Source organism: Saccharopolyspora rosea (assembly GCF_025643595.1).
Classification (GTDB): Bacteria; Actinomycetota; Actinomycetes; order Mycobacteriales; family Pseudonocardiaceae; genus Saccharopolyspora; species Saccharopolyspora rosea.
Genome location: NZ_CP102826.1, coordinates 5964314 through 5978820, shown reverse-complemented (window position 1 = coordinate 5978820; position 14507 = coordinate 5964314). Strand labels below are relative to the sequence as shown.

General features: G+C 72.7%; 15 protein-coding genes. 5 read left to right on the top strand and 10 right to left on the bottom strand.

What is annotated here, in order from left to right:
* The first annotated feature begins 47 nt into the window (after positions 1-47).
* Positions 48-827, top strand: coding sequence for an E3 ubiquitin ligase family protein (locus NV263_RS27755; RefSeq protein ID WP_263249686.1), 780 nt, complete (start codon positions 48-50; stop codon positions 825-827).
* Here the strand turns inward: NV263_RS27755 and NV263_RS27750 are convergent.
* A complete protein-coding gene (locus tag NV263_RS27750; protein ID WP_263249684.1) occupies positions 810-995 on the bottom strand; it encodes a hypothetical protein in 186 nt (61 codons plus the stop codon). The two genes, NV263_RS27755 and NV263_RS27750, sit on opposite strands and share 18 nt — an antisense overlap.
* Complete coding sequence (locus NV263_RS27745) at positions 988-2142, bottom strand: PspC domain-containing protein (protein ID WP_263249682.1); 1155 nt, start codon at positions 2140-2142, stop codon at positions 988-990. Before NV263_RS27745 ends, NV263_RS27750 begins: the two co-directional genes overlap by 8 nt.
* A gap of 120 nt (positions 2143-2262) precedes the next feature.
* On the opposite strand from NV263_RS27745, the gene NV263_RS27740 reads away from it, so the two are divergent.
* Both NV263_RS27740 and NV263_RS27735 read left to right on the top strand, forming a co-directional pair.
* A complete protein-coding gene (locus tag NV263_RS27740; RefSeq protein ID WP_263249680.1) occupies positions 2263-3567 on the top strand; it encodes an ATP-binding protein in 1305 nt (434 codons plus the stop codon).
* 25 nt (positions 3568-3592) lie between these two features.
* On the top strand, positions 3593-4270 hold the full coding sequence (locus tag NV263_RS27735; RefSeq protein ID WP_263249678.1) for a response regulator: 678 nt from the start codon (positions 3593-3595) through the stop codon (positions 4268-4270).
* Positions 4271-4290: 20 nt separating this feature from the next.
* Here NV263_RS27735 and NV263_RS27730 read toward each other — a convergent pair whose 3' ends face one another.
* Positions 4291-5250 (bottom strand): DMT family transporter, encoded by a 960-nt coding sequence (locus tag NV263_RS27730; RefSeq protein ID WP_263249677.1) that lies wholly within the window; start codon positions 5248-5250, stop codon positions 4291-4293.
* Positions 5251-5362: 112 nt separating this feature from the next.
* On the opposite strand from NV263_RS27730, the gene NV263_RS27725 reads away from it, so the two are divergent.
* The gene (locus tag NV263_RS27725; RefSeq protein WP_263249674.1) at positions 5363-6259 is read left to right on the top strand and encodes a LysR family transcriptional regulator; all 897 of its coding nucleotides are present in this window, start codon (positions 5363-5365) and stop codon (positions 6257-6259) included.
* A gap of 40 nt (positions 6260-6299) precedes the next feature.
* Here the strand turns inward: NV263_RS27725 and NV263_RS27720 are convergent, their stop codons facing one another.
* The 6 genes from NV263_RS27720 to NV263_RS27695 all read right to left on the bottom strand — a co-directional run bounded on the left by NV263_RS27720 (position 6300) and on the right by NV263_RS27695 (position 12691).
* Complete coding sequence (locus NV263_RS27720; protein ID WP_263249673.1) at positions 6300-7856, bottom strand: serine/threonine-protein kinase; 1557 nt, start codon at positions 7854-7856, stop codon at positions 6300-6302.
* Between the two features lie 194 nt (positions 7857-8050).
* Complete coding sequence (locus tag NV263_RS27715) at positions 8051-9511, bottom strand: serine/threonine-protein kinase (protein WP_263249672.1); 1461 nt, start codon at positions 9509-9511, stop codon at positions 8051-8053.
* Between the two features lie 436 nt (positions 9512-9947).
* The gene (locus NV263_RS27710) at positions 9948-10592 is read right to left on the bottom strand and encodes a hypothetical protein (protein WP_263249671.1); all 645 of its coding nucleotides are present in this window, start codon (positions 10590-10592) and stop codon (positions 9948-9950) included.
* Positions 10593-10631: 39 nt separating this feature from the next.
* On the bottom strand, positions 10632-11549 hold the full coding sequence (locus NV263_RS27705; RefSeq protein ID WP_263249670.1) for a hypothetical protein: 918 nt from the start codon (positions 11547-11549) through the stop codon (positions 10632-10634).
* A gap of 22 nt (positions 11550-11571) precedes the next feature.
* Positions 11572-12300 carry a PIG-L deacetylase family protein gene (locus NV263_RS27700; protein ID WP_263249669.1) on the bottom strand — a complete coding sequence of 243 codons (729 nt, stop codon included), beginning with the start codon at positions 12298-12300 and terminating at the stop codon, positions 11572-11574.
* Between the two features lie 67 nt (positions 12301-12367).
* Entirely contained in the window at positions 12368-12691 is a 324-nt protein-coding gene (locus NV263_RS27695; protein WP_263249668.1) for a hypothetical protein, read from the bottom strand.
* A gap of 137 nt (positions 12692-12828) precedes the next feature.
* On the opposite strand from NV263_RS27695, the gene NV263_RS27690 reads away from it, so the two are divergent.
* Entirely contained in the window at positions 12829-13626 is a 798-nt protein-coding gene (locus tag NV263_RS27690; RefSeq protein ID WP_263249667.1) for a 3-hydroxybutyrate dehydrogenase, read from the top strand.
* 316 nt (positions 13627-13942) lie between these two features.
* Here NV263_RS27690 and NV263_RS27685 read toward each other — a convergent pair whose 3' ends face one another.
* On the bottom strand, positions 13943-14242 hold the full coding sequence (locus NV263_RS27685; RefSeq protein ID WP_263249666.1) for a chorismate mutase: 300 nt from the start codon (positions 14240-14242) through the stop codon (positions 13943-13945).
* Positions 14243-14507 lie beyond the last annotated feature (265 nt).

The window sequence follows — 14507 nt, the reverse complement described above, 5'->3', positions numbered from 1 at the left end:
CCCACCGCGGTTCCGCGCCGCATAGGGTGGCCCGCCGGGAGGCGTACATGATCGTGATCGGGATCGTGCTGCTGGCGGCGGCCGTCGGCGGCTTCTTCTACATGCGGCACACGCGCGGCGAGCTGCACGCGATGATCGGTGCGGAGACGGTGCCGGTGCCGGAGCTGGAGCTGCTGCGCTCGGCGTCCGACGAGGTCGGCGGGCAGGGCCACTTCCGCAAGCAGTGCGAGGTCGTCGGCGTCGCCCACCCGCGTCCCGAGGGGCTGCTGGTGTCCGAGATCAGCGGCACCGAGTGCGTCTGGTACCGCTACGTCGTCAAGCGCCGCTTCCAGTACGTCGAGTGGAAGGACGGCAGGCGCGAGACCCGGACGAAGACCGAACCGATCATCGAGCACACCTCGTGGGAGGGCTACGCGCTGCGCGACGACCAGGGCGTGCTCATCGGCGTCGACCCCAACGGCACCCGGCCCGACCGGCCGGAGCAGGTGGTCAAGCGGTTCGAGCCCAGCAGGCACGAACCGCCCCGGAACCTGGCGCAGAAGCTGAACGAGCTGTTCTTCTCGGCGCCGTCCGAGACGCTCGGCTACCAGTACGAGGAGTGGGTGATCCGGCCGGGGCAGCGGCTCTACATCCTCGGCGAGGTGCACGACAAGATCGGCCCGCTGGTCATCGGCAAGCCCGAGGGCGAGGGGTACTTCATCATCTCCACCCGCACCGAGCAGGAACTGCGCAAGAGCCGCCGCGGCCGGCACACCCTGCTGGCGTTCGGTGTGCCGGCCGTGGCGGTGCTCGGGCTCGTCGTGCTGGTCCTAGCGATCCTGCGGTGAGCGCCGCAGCAGCGACACGACGAGCATGAGCACGCCGACCACCGCGGCTCCCACCGCCAGCAGCCACTGCAGGTCGCCCGCGTAGCCGAGCAGCACGTACCCGGAGACGGCGAGCGCGATCAGTCCGGCCACCAGGGTGAGGACATCGGGCCGTTCGTCGTCAGCCACGGGTCACCTCCACGTCGCCGGTCCCGGTCGTCAGGTCGAGCACGAGGCGTCCGCCGCCCGGTCCGTCCGGCCCGTCGTCGTGCGCCTCGCGGTGTTGGCCGGGGCCCTCGGCGGTGTTGCGCAGGCAGCTCACCGAGCCGATCCCGGTCGAGCACCGCGCTGTCACGTCCACATCGGCCGGTACGCGCACGGTGACGTCGCCGACTCCGACGTCCGCGCCGGTCCGCACCTCCCGGTCGCCGGGGAAGCGCGCGTCCCGCAGGTCGAGGTCCACGTCGCCGATCGCGGTCCGGTAGCGCGGCGCGACCGCTGCCGCGTCGATCAGGTGCACCCGCTGGTCGTTCACGCCGAGCCACGCCGCACCGGGCGGCAGCGCGGAAGCGACCATCGCCAGCGCGCCCACCGGGATCGCGATGGCGATCAGGCCGCGACCGCCGTGCAGGAACGCTCCGGCGACCATGGCCAACCCGAGTACCCCGAGCACCACCGCGAGCACCTCGGCCGCGCCCTGGCCGCTGTAGCGCGCCAGCACGGCGCAGCACGCGGCCAGCAGCAGCGCTACGGGTGTGATCCAGCGCCGCTTCGGGCGCTGTTCCGGCGGTTGCTCCGGTCGGCTCGGCTCCGGCAGGTCCCAGGCGAACGGCGCGGCGCCGAGCGGATCCCACGAGGGCGGTGCGGTCCGCTGCTCCGCCGCCGGGTACACCCAGGCGTTCTCGCCGGTCGGCTCCGGTGGTTCCGGCCGGTTGCGGTCGGCGTGGTGGCGGTGCAGCAGGAACAGCGCGCCCAGTCCCAGCACCAGGCCGATCACGCCCGGGAACTGGACGCTCCACGACATCGCCGGGATCAGCGCCAGCACCAGCACCAGCGCCAGCACGGCGGACGTCGGTTCCCGGGTGCCCGGCTCGATCGCGGGGTCGCCCTCCTGCGGGAACACCAGCCAGCACAGCAGGTACAGGGCGATCCCGGCGCCGCCGTAGAGGGCGGCCAGGACGAAGGCGACGCGCACCAGCACCGGGTCGATGCCGTAGCGCAGCCCGATCGCCACGCAGACCCCGGCGAACCTGCGGCCCGAACGGGGGCGCACCGGCCGGGTCTGCCAGAAGTCCCGCAGCGTGTCCTCGACGCTGCTCGGCTTCGTCGTGCTCATGCGTCCCACTATCCGGTGGCCTGATCCGCCGGGGCATCGGGGACGCCCCTGAGGGGGCCCGGAAAGACGCGGGTTCGCCCCTGATGCCCCGCTGACCTCGGCCGTGTGACCATCGAAGACGTGAATGTCCGGGACGAGCGGTATCGGAGTCCGGAGGCGGGGCCCGACACCCGTCCGGCCGGCACCGAGGAGGCACCCCGGTACCCGCAGCTGCGTCGGCGGCGTTCCGGGCGGCTGGTGGCCGGGGTCGCCGGCGGGATCGCCGAGCACCTGGGGATCCCGGTGCTGTGGGTGCGCGTGGCGTTCGTCGTGCTGGCCGCTTTCGGCGGTGCCGGCGTCGTGGGCTACGCGGCGCTGTGGGTGTTCGCGCCGCAGGGCGCGGGACCGGCCGACCCGCCGAGCGCCCGGGAGCGGCAGCAGGGCGTCGCGCTGATCCTGCTGGGCATCGGCCTGTCGGTGGCGTTCGGCTCGATGGTCTCGTTGCCGCCGTGGTTCGGTGCGCCGCTGCTCATCGCGCTGATCGGTGCCGGGGTCGTCTGGCGGGAGGCGGACGACTCGCAGCGGCGCCGGTGGCGCGAGGGAGCCCGCTCCGGCGTGGTCGGCGTGCTGCTGGGTGGCGGTGGCCGGACCGCCGCGGTGCGCGTGATCACCGGGTCCGCGCTGGTCGTGGTCGGACTGGCGGCCTTCCTGGCGGGCAACGTCTCGCTCGGCGACGTGCAGTTCGTGGTCTTGGCCGTGCTCGCCGCGCTGGTCGGGGTCGCGGTGCTGACCGTGCCGTGGTGGGTGCGCCTGGTGCGCGATCTCGACGTCGAGCGGGCCAGCCGCATCCGGTCGCAGGAACGCGCCGAGATCGCCGCGCACCTGCACGACTCGGTGCTGCAGACGCTGGCCCTGATCCAGAAGCAGGCCGACTCCGAGCGGGAGGTGCGCCGCCTGGCCCGCGGCCAGGAGCGCGAGCTGCGGCACTGGTTGTACGGCCCGGACGGTTACGGGCGCGCTTCGGAGCGGCCGGTGGCCGCGGAGGAGCGCCGGGCGACGCTGTCCGCCGAGCTCACCCGGATCTGCGGCGAGGTCGAGGACACCTTCGCCATCGAGGTCCAGCAGGTCGTGGTCGGCGACTGCGAGATCGACGACCGGCTCGGCGCGCAGCTCGCGGCCACCCGCGAGGCGGTGGTCAACGCCGCCAAGCACGCCGGGGTCTCCGAGGTCAGCGTGTACGCCGAGGTCGAACCGGAGCGGGTGTCGGTGTTCGTGCGGGACCGCGGCGCCGGTTTCGACCCGGACGCGGTGCCCGACGACCGCCACGGGCTGGCCGACTCGATCCGCGGCCGGGTGCGGCGCCACGGCGGAGAGGTCCGCGTCCGCACCGCGCCCGGCGAGGGGACCGAGATCCAGATGCAGATGCCCCGGGCGGTCGCGACGTGACCGGGGGCGAACGAGAGGAGCGCTGGTGAGCGAGGAGAACGCCGGGTCCGGACCGGTGCGGGTGTTCCTGGTGGACGACCACGCGCTGTTCCGCGCCGGAGTGCGCGCCGAACTGGCCGTCGCGGCCGACCGCGTCGAGGTGGTCGGGGAGGCCGGGTCGGTCGCCGAGGCCGTCGCGGGCATCGAGCACCACCGGCCGCGGGTGGTGCTGCTCGACGTGCACATGCCCGACGGCGGCGGTGCCGAGGTCCTCCGCCGGGTGCGCGGCGGGGGCGGCACCGACGTGGTGTTCCTGGCGCTGTCGGTGTCCGACGCGGCCGAGGACGTCATCGCGGTGATCCGGGGCGGTGCGCGAGGCTACGTCACCAAGACGATCTCCGGTCGGGAGCTGGCGGACGCGGTCGAGCGGGTGGCCGGGGGAGACGCGGTGTTCTCCCCGCGGCTGGCCGGTTTCGTGCTCGACGCGTTCTCCGAGGGGCCGAACTCGGCCCCGGTCGGCGACCCGGAGCTGGACCTGCTCACCCCGCGCGAGCGGGAGGTGCTGCGGCTGCTCGCGCGGGGCTACGCCTACAAGGAGATCGCCTCCGAGCTGTTCATCTCGGTCAAGACGGTGGAGACGCACGTGTCCAGCGTGCTGCGCAAGACCCAGCTGTCCAACCGGTACGAGCTGTCCCGCTGGGCCAGCGACCGCCGCCTGGTCTGACCGGGCGGCGGTCGCCGGAGCTACTTCATCGGGTGGTTGGTGGCGAGTTCGGAGTAGAGGCGGGCGACGCGCTCGGCGACCCGGGCCATCCGGTCCTCCTGCTCGACCGCCCGCCGGGGCGCCCGGGTGCGGTGGGTGAGCAGGACGCCGAGGAGCACGACCACCATGCCCGCCAGGACGCGCGGGCCGAGCTGTTCGCCGAGGACCGCCCAGCCCAGCACGACCGAGACGATCGGCATCAGGTAGGTCACGGTGGACGCCGTGGTCGCGCCCTCGTCCGAGATCAGCCGGTAGTTGAGGGCGAAGGCGAACCCGGTGCCGAACACGCCCAGCACCGCGATGGCCAGCAGCGCGATCGGTTCGAACTGCACCGGCCGCAGCCCGTCCAGCGGCAGCGCCAGCGCGGCGAGCCCGCTGGCGGCGGTCATCTGCATCGCGGCCAGCGCCACCGGTGACCGGCCGCGGTCCCCGGTGAGGTTCCGTCCGATGTAGACGTAACCGACGCCGTAGCTGGTGGCCGCGCCCAGGCAGGCCAGCGTGCCCCAGCTGAACAGGCCACCGCCCTGCCACGGCGCGAAGATGAGCAGCACCCCGGCGAAACCGACGCCCAGCCCGAGGTAGCGGGGTCGCGCTCCGGACCCGAACAGCAGCCCGAACAACGCCGTCCACAGTGGAGTCGTCGCGTTCAGCACGCCGGTCAGCCCGGAGTCGACGGTCTGCTCGGCGATGCCGTAGAGCACCCACGGCAGTGCGCTGCTGAACAGGGCCGCGACGGTGACGTGGCGCCACACCGGTCCACCGCCGATCCGCAGGCCGCGCACCGCGCAGAGGACGAGCAGGACCAACGCGCCGAGGACGATGCGCGTGAACGCGATCTGGGTGGCCGACAGCGCGCCGAGCGAGAGCTTGATCAGCAGGAAGCTGGATCCCCACAGCAGCGCGAGCGCGCCGAGCCGCAGGGCACTCATCGGGTTGTTCATGGTTTCTCCGAGGAGGTCCGACATCGTCGGTGTCCACGGTGCGTCGTCCATCGCGTAAGAACAAGCGAAATATAGTCAACGAATCTTTTAGCAATGCTGTAGCATCGTCGCCATGCTGGACGTGCGTCGCATGCAGGTGTTGCGGGCGGTGGTCACCAGCGGATCGGTCAGCGCCGCCGCGGCCAACCTGGGCTACACCCCGTCGGCCATCAGCCAACAACTGTCCACATTGGAGCGCGAAGCCGGTACGCCGCTGCTGGAGAAGGTCGGCCGCGGCCTGCGGCCGACTCCCGCGGGCACGCTGCTCGCCGAACGCGCCGGGCGCATCGCGGAAGTGCTCGGCGAAACCGAGGCCGAACTCGCCGACATCCGTTCCGGGCGCACCGGCCTGCTGCGGGTCCGGTTCTTCCACACCGCCAGCGTCGGGCTCATCCCGCCCGCGGTCGCCAAGTTCCGCGCCGAGCACCCGGACGTGCAGCTGGACCTGCGGATGGCCGAAGTCGGCCTGCTCGACGACGTCGCCGCCGGCGACGCCGACATGTCGATCATCGTGCGCAGCTCCCGCACCCACGAGTGCGGCGGAGTCCGCCTGGTGCACCTGGCCGACGACCCGTTCCGGGTCGTGTTGCCGCACGGGCACCCGATGGCCGAGGAGGCGGAGATCGACCTCGCGCGGCTCGCCGACGAGAACTGGATCAACAGCATCCTGGCCGCGGACGAACCGTGCGCCGAGGCGCTGCGGAACGCCTACGCCAGCGCCGGTTTCACCCCGCGGGTAGTGCTGGAGACGGACGGGACCTACTCGGCGCAGGGATTCGTCGCCGCGGGGCTCGGCGTGTCGCTGGTGCCGCGGCTCGGTCTGGACGTGGTGCACCCCGGCGTGGTCGTGCGCCCGATGCGCCACCCCGAGCCGGTCCGCCGCCTCTACGTCGCCGTCCGGGAGACCGTCGCCGACCGGCCGGCGAGCCGCTCGTTGCTCGACATCCTCGTCGAGATCGCCAACGCCTGAGAACCTGTTCGCGCGGCGGTGCCGGAACCCCGCGCCGGGGTCAGGCCCGGCGGTCGGTGTTGATCAGCGGCTGGCCCTCGGGGGTGGTGACCATGCCGAGCACGTGTTCCTCGGTGATCCGGTTGTTCCCCTTGCGGTACTGCAGGATCACGATGACGTTGGGTTCGGCGACCACCGGATCGCCGAGGACTTTGACGTCGTCGACGGAGTTCCAGAACTCCGCGTAGCGCTGCTGGCCCTGCGCGCGCAGGCTCGGCCCCAGCAGCTTCCACGACTCGTCCAAGTGCTTGGGCACCAGCGAGAAGTACTTGCGGACCGTCTTCTTGATGTCCTGCTGGGACGGCTGCTTCGCGGTCGTCTGCGCGGCGGTGGTGGTTTGCTCGCTGCTGGGCGCCTCCGCCGGCGTCGTCTCCGACTCCGGGGTCGTCACGGCCGCCGACGTGGGCTGTTCCGGCGGTGGCGCGGCGACCGGCTGCGCCGCCGGACGACGGGGTTCGCCCTGCGACCGCGAGCCACTGCTGCCGAAGGCGTTCGCCGCGAGCACGCCGACCAGCACCGCGACCAGGATCGCGACGACCCACAGCAGCGCCTGGCGGGACCGCCCCCGGGACGGAGCGGCCTGGGCGGCCGGTGCGGGCGTCGCGCCGCCGACGCGCGTCGGCGGGTTCGCCGCCGCGGCGACGCGCGTCGCCTGGGCGGCCGGGGTCGGGGCCGGTGCGGGAGCGGGCGCGGCGGGACGCTGCCAGCCCCCGACCGGGTTGGCGTTCGGGATGGGACGTCCGTCGACGACCGCCTGCAACAGGTCCCGGGCCTGCGCCATGGTCGGCCGCTCCACCGGGTCCGGCCGCAGCAGCTGCATCAGCGCGGGCGTCATCGGACCGGCCTGGCGCGGCGGCTCCACCTGGCCGCGGGCGACCCGGTGCAGCAGGCTGATCGCGTTCTCGTCGATGCCGAACGGTGGTTCGCCTTCGATCGCCGCGTACAGCGTGGAGCCCAGCGAGAACACGTCCGACGCGGGAGCCGGGTCGCGACCCAGCGCCACCTCCGGCGCCAGGTAGGCGGGCGTCCCGGCGAGGATGCCGCTCTTGGTCACCGCGACGTCGCCGATCGCCCGCGAGATGCCGAAGTCGGTGATCTTGGCCATGCCGTTCTCGCCGAGCAGGACGTTGCCCGGCTTGAGGTCGCGGTGCACGATCCCGGCCATGTGCGCGGCGGCCAGCGCCCCGGCGACCTGCACGCCGATCTGCGCCACCTGCAACGGCGGGAGCACGCCCTGCTCGGCCAGCACCGAGGCCAGGCTCTGCGACGGCAGGTACTCCATGACCAGGACCGGCTGGCCCTCGTCCTCGGCGACGTCGAACACGACGATCGCGTTCTGGTGCTGCAGGCGGGCCGCGATGCGACCCTCGCGCATCGAACGCTGCCGCGCCTCCTCGGTCTCCTCGGGCGTGTACCCGGGTTGCAGCAGGAGTTGCTTGACGGCGACCGTGCGGTGCAGCCGCTCGTCGACGGCACGCCACACCACCCCCATCGCGCCGCTGCCGATCTGCTGCTGCAAGCGGTACCGGCCCGCGATCACACGACCTTCGGCGCTCACCGGTGTCTCCTGGTACTGGCTATGCCTACTCGGACAGGACTGACCGGACCCCCGTGGCCAGCTTTCACTCGACGGGGTGCAACGTTACTGGGACAACCCCGCACGCCGACACCCCGGGGCGGCGGAACGCGCGAAGCCGGGGTGGGTACCGCGTGGCGCCCACCCCGGCCTGCGGACGACTCCGACCGGATAGGTCAGGGCCCCGACGACGAACCGGAATCCGAGGCCGAGCCGCCGCCGGTGCTCGAACCCGAACCGCTGCCGCTCTCCGAAGTCGTGGTCGGTTTCTGGTGCGACGACGTCGGCTGCTCGTTGCTGGTGGTCGGCTGCGTCTGGGTGGAGGTCGGCGTCTCCTCCTGAGTGCTGCTCGGCGTGCTCTCCGTCGTGGTGTGCGTGGTCCGCGACGTGGTGCGCGTCGGCTTCTCGTAGGTGGAGGTGTCGGTGTCGCTGGTCTCCGGCGCCGGGGGCGGCGGCAGCGGAGCCTGCGTGGTCTCCTGGTGGCCGGTCGGCTCCGTCGGCTGCTGCGTCCTGGTCATCGCCGAGACCACCAGCACGCCGATCACCGCGACCGCGACGAGCGCGATGCCCGAGATCACGACCGGTCGCTTGCTCCGGCGCGGCTCCTCGTAGACCGCCGCGTCCCCCCGGGTGTCCTCACCCATGTAGGAGGTGGCGTTCTCGTAGGCCTGCTCGGAGTACGGGTCCTCGTCGTAGTACGCGACGGTCGTGCCGTCCTGGCCCGCGAGGTGGGTCGGCTCCAGGTCCGGGTTGCTGGACTCCGGCGCCAGCGCGGGCGGGATCGGCGCGGCCGCCGCGGGCACCGAGGTGACCGACATGCCGTCGGCGACGGCCTGGAGCATCTCCACGACCTGCGCCATGCTCGGCCGGTCCTCGACCCGCGCGTGCATCATCGCCATCAGCGGCTGGGCCATCGGCCCGGCCTGCTGCGGCGGCTCGATCTTCCCGGCGGCGACCGCGTGCAGCAGCGCCAGGGTGTTCTCGTTGAGCCCGAACGGCGGGCGGCCTTCGATCGCCGCGTACAACGTCGCGCCGAGGGAGAACACGTCCGAGGCCGGCGTCGGCTCCTGGCCCATGGCCACGTCCGGCGACAGGTACGCCGGGGTGCCCGCGAGCATTCCGGTCTTGGTGACCTGCACGTCGCCCTGGGCGCGCGAGATGCCGAAGTCGGTGATCTTCACCGTGCCGTTGTCGCCGAGCAGGATGTTGCCGGGCTTGATGTCCCGGTGCACCACCCCGGCCGCGTGCGCGGCGCCGAGCGCCGAGGCCACCTGCGCACCGATCCGCGCGACCTCGCGCGGGGGCAGCGGCCCGTGCTCGTTCATCATCGCCGCCAGGCTGGTGGACGGCAGGTACTCCATGACGAGGACCGGCTGGCCCTCGTCCTCCGCCACGTCGTAGACCGAGATCGCGTTCGGGTGCTGGAGGCGTGCCGCGATCCGGCCTTCCCGCATTGCCCGCTGCCGCGCTTCCTCGGCTTCACCCGGATCCAGGCCGGGCTGCAGCAGCAACTGCTTGACCGCGACCGTGCGGTGCAGGCGTTCGTCCACACACTCCCACACCACGCCCATCGCGCCACTGCCGATGCGTCGCTGCACTCGGTAGCGTCCGGCGACCAGGCGACCTTCGTCGCTCACCGACGTCTCCCCGTACTGCTATCGATGTCCTGCGGAAACCCGTCGAAGGCTCCGGCGGGGTCCCCACCGGACATCGGCGGTTTAGGCGGACCTGCTCCGGTCCTCCGACATGTACACGTTCTCACCGCGTCCCGGGTTGCCGACGGCCAGCCCGAGTCGCGTTACGGCAGCCTAGCCGACGCCGTGTGGGCGTAGGCCCGAAGTCGAAAGATCCGGGGCACCGAATTCGACGCTACCCGCCGAGCCCGCCGCGATCGTCCGAACGGGGCCTCGGTCACACCCGTTTGCCCTGGTCTCGTTGATCCTTTCGGCGGCAACGGGCGAGGAAACCCGTTGTGCGGCGCAACGGTACCAACGGCGTCCGTTTCGCCCGTAGCGCCGTTCGGTGCGCGAACGTCGTTGCCGCATTGTTGTGAGAACACCCGAGCGCGTGATCTCAGCGGGCGAAGTGCCGCGCGGTGAGCAGTTCGACGCCGGTGATCTCCGGGGAGTCCCCGACGGCCACGGTGACCAGCTGGGACAGCACCACCCGCTGCCCGCCCGGGTAACCGGCCTCGACATCGGCCAGCACGGTGCCGAGCGGTCCTTCCCGGACCGAACTTCGCACCCAGCGCACCTGCGACCAGGACCGGACGAGGGCCTCCCGGTGACCGTTCACCAGCTCCGCGCGCAGCACCCGCAGCGCCGCCCGGGCGAGCCGGTCGTAGAACTCGGCGACGAGCCGGAGCGCCTCCCGTTCGCTGCCCGCCGCCGGGTTCGCCGCGTGCGGTCCGCCCGGGCTGGGCTCCGGTTCCGGCGGAGCCGGACCGGTGTCGTCGGCCACCGCGAACCCGGCGTTGCCGGTGAACGGCCACCGCGCGTCGCGCACCAGGTCGATCCGCAGTGCCGCGGCGCCGCGGATCGGCGCTGCCTGCGCCTCGGGGCGCGGCGCCCCCGGCGGCGCGGAGGTGATCGTCGCGGTGGCGATCGCCGATCCGCACACCAGCACCAGCGCGAACACCCCGAAGGCCACGCGCCCGGCCCGGTGCCGGGTGGGGAGGTCGGGGATGTCGTTCCCGGACCGGCGGTCGTGCTGCTCCACGTCGCGCTCCGCGGCTGGCCGTCGCCGGACTCCCGGCGGTCAGTACATCCTGTCGTCGGCGTTGACCAGCGGGTCGTCGCCGAGCGAGAACGTCAGCCGTCGCCGCTCCGTTCTCGCGGTCCCGTCGGGTTCGGTGATCCGGATCGTGTTCACGGTGCTGGTGGACCGCACCGACACCCCGAGCACCTCCACCCGCACCGCGCCTTCGTAGCGGGTCGCGAACGACGCGAACCCCTCCTCCCGCAGATCACCGGTGGTCAGCGCGTAGGCGGCGCGCACGTCCCCGCGCGCGATCGCGGAGAAGTAGCTCTCCGACCGCAACTCGACCTCCTCGACGTCGGAGAGGGCGACGAGGTAGGGCGCTTCGCTGGTCGGCGGCCGCGTCGTGGTGGGCGGGGCGGCCGGCCGGTCGCCGAGCACCGGTTCGGGCGAGGTCGTCGTCGGGCTCGGCGCCGCGGGGAGCTCCGGCGGCCGCACCGCGGTGGTGGGCCGGTCTGCGGTCCCCGCAGCGGCCGGTTCCCGAGGCGAAGGTTGCCGGGAACTCGACTGCCGGGACGCCGTCGGCCGACTCGGGTCGCCGTCGAGGTAGTACAGGTCGTGCGCGGGCAGCGGCGGGTAGTACCGCCCGCGGGGCAGGCCCGGCAGGTGCAGCCCGTCGACCGAGGTCGGGTGGCCGACCAGCAGCGTCGTCGCCGCCACCAGCCCGCCCAGCGCCGCGGCCGACGTCGAGATCGCGAACCACGCGGCGCGCCGCCACGTCCGCGGCGGCGTCACCGACGCCGGGACCATCCCCAGGTCGAACTTCTGCAACCCGCAGGCCCCCGCCTCGTCGTCCCCCCGACCGGCGACCGACTGGCCACCGCCACGACGCCCGGCGTCCCCATGGCGGGAGGTGGCCGGACGACGGGCGGGGAGATCGAGCCGACCGCTCCAGCCGGAAGTGCTGCCGCTGTCCATCGGGTTCTCGGCTTTCTGCAGGTCACGCGGTGTTGACCACGTGGAACGCCTCGGCCAGGCGGCCGGCGCGCCCGTACCGCTCGGCGGTGCGCTCCAGGTGCCGGCGGATCATCCCCCGGAGGTCGTCGAGGTGGGAGGTCTGCGACCGGTGCGCCGCCAGAGCCGCGAGCTTCGCGTCGAACTGATCGGTGATGTCGACGGTGTGGTTGATCCGCTCTTCGGGTGATTCCGACATCCACAGTTCGCGCACGGTCCACGGTCGCAGACCGGCGTCGAGCAGTTCCGGGTGCGCGAACTCGTTGCGCGCGTCGGGGTACACGGCGGCGAACGCGGCCTCGCCGACGGCGCGGTGGTCCGGGTGCGAGACCGCGACGTGGGCCCAGTTGATCTCGGGGGAGTGGGTGACCACCCGGTCCGGGCGCACCTCGCGGATCACCTCGGTGATGTCCCGCCGCAGCCGCAGGTCGGGAGTCACCCGGCCGTCCTGGTGGCGGAGGAACCGCACGTCGGTGACGCCGACGGCGGCGGCAGCAGCGCGCTGCTCCTCCTCCCGGAGTCGGGGCACCTCCTCGCGCGGCACCCCGTCGCAGGCGCCGGCCTCGCCGGAGGTGCAGATGCAGTAGCTGACCGAGATGCCCGCGGCGGTCCAGCTCGCGACCGTGCCCGCCGCCCCGAAGTCGACGTCGTCGGGGTGCGCGGTGACCACGAGCGCGCGCCGGACGTCCGCGGAGGAACCCGCCGGAGTGGTCATGGTCACAGCCTAGGCGGCCGCCTGATCGACTGCGTTGCGGGGTCGGGCGGGCACGCTCGGTGATGACTCAGAACTGGCCGCCCCGGAACCGCGCCTGGGTGCTCTGCAGCGCCTTCACCGAGCCGATTCCGCTGCCGCCGCCGAGCAGGATGGCGAACACCTCCCAGCCGATGCTGCTGGTCCCGCTGGAGATCAGCAGCGCCAGCAGGCTGACCGCGAGGCCGACACCGGCCACCGGGAACCGCTTGCGCGCGAACTCGACCGCGGGCTGCCCGCCTGCGCGCTTCTTCGCCGCGGAGGTCAGCAGCGCGAGATAACCGGCGTGTCCGGCGGCCGCGAGCACCGCGGCGATCGTCACGAGGACGGCGACAAGTCCGACAACTGCACCCATGCCTCCAGTCTGCCCTCTCCGCGGCGTGCCCGGTATGGGGGATATCCGGCGATTCCGGTTCCGCGTCCTCGGCAGCCGGAAAAGGTTGCTCGCGGCCTCTGGATTGAGACCGCGCCCACCCCTAGGTTCTGAAGGCTATGAGCGATCGCTCGGACGAGCATGCGAGTCCGGACAACACCGAGCCCGAACCCGCCGGCCTGCCGGGCAGGCGCGCGGTCGTCACCGGTGCCGCCAGCGGCATCGGCGCTGCCGTGGCCCGGCGCCTCGCCGCCGGAGGAGCCGAGGTCGTCGCCGTGGACCGGTCCGCCGAGAAGGTGCAGGCGCTCGCCGCCGACATCGGAGCCGAGGCCCGGGTCGTCGACCTCAGCGACCCGGACGCCGCCGGCGAGGTCGGAGCCGGCGCCGACATCGTGGTCAACAACGCCGGTTTCCAGCACGTCGCCCCGATCCAGGAATTCCCGACCGACACCTTCGCCGCGATGCTCCGGCTGATGGTGGAGGCCCCGTTCCGGATCGTGCGCGCGGCGCTGCCGCAGATGTACGCCCGCGGCTGGGGGCGGGTCATCAACATCTCGTCGATCCACGGCCTGCGCGCCTCGCCGTTCAAGAGCGCGTACGTCACCGCGAAGCACGCCCTGGAGGGGTTGTCCAAGACGATCGCGCTGGAGGGCGCCTCGCGCGGGGTGACGTCCAACTGCATCTGCCCGGGGTTCGTCCGGACGCCGCTGGTGGAGCGCCAGGTCGCCGAGCAGGCGGTGCTCCACAGGGTTCCCGAGGAGCAGGTCATCGAGGACGTGCTGCTGGCCCGCACGCCGATCAAGCGGCTGGTCGAGCCCGACGAGGTCGCCGCGTTGGCGATCTGGCTCTGCGGCCCGGGGACCACGTCGGTGACCGGCTCGTCGTTCCGGATGGACGGCGGCTGGGCGGCGAACTGATCGGGTCGACGCCACCGCGGGGCGGCCGCGGCCGCCCCGCGCGGCGCCGGTGGTTCTAGGGAGTGTTTCGGAAGTGCTGTGCGTGGCGGTGCCGGGAGCGGAACCTCAGCGGCCCGCCCCTCACCCGGCCACCGCCCCCCAACGAGGCGCTGACGCGCCACAGCCACACCAGCTCCGGGAGCCCCGACTCATGTATCCCCCCATACACAGCGTCGGGGCTGTCCTCGCGAGACGACCGCTGAGAACCCGCGGCGGTGCGAGCCGCGAGACCACTCACCGAAAGAGAAAGCGGCTGACGCCGCTTGTGGAACACGCGCTAGTGGCCGAGCCGTCCGCGGCCGAGCCGGAGCAGGATCATCGCGAGTTCACGGCCTTCCGGGCCGAGTTCGCGGTAGCGCGCGAGCACGTCCATCTCGCGGTTGTAGACGATGCGGGGTCCGCCTGCGGCCATCCGGGCCTGGCCCACCTGGCGGGAGACCTCGGCGCGCCGCTTGACCAGGCGCAGGATCTCGGCGTCGAGGTGGTCGATCTCGTCGCGGAAGCTCGCGATGGCCGCGGTGGGGTCCTCGGCGGCTGTTCCGGACTTCTGCTGGTCACCGTCCACGGGGGCGTTCATCGGGGTGTCCTTCCGGCTCTCGGCCCCGTCCCCGTCCCCGACGCGCGAACGCCCCGAGTCCGAGGACTCCGGGGCGTCGTAGTGGTTGTGGAGCTCACGCAGCCACGGGCGCCGGAGTCCGGAGCCCGTAGAAAAACTCGTAAGTCTGCGTCAGCACGGCGCCAGTCTGCCACAGCGCGGAGCGGCCTGGCCATGTGATGCCCCGAACTTCCCGGTACGTGGACGCTCTCGACCACTAGTTCGAGTGAAGTTCCTGGAACTCGGT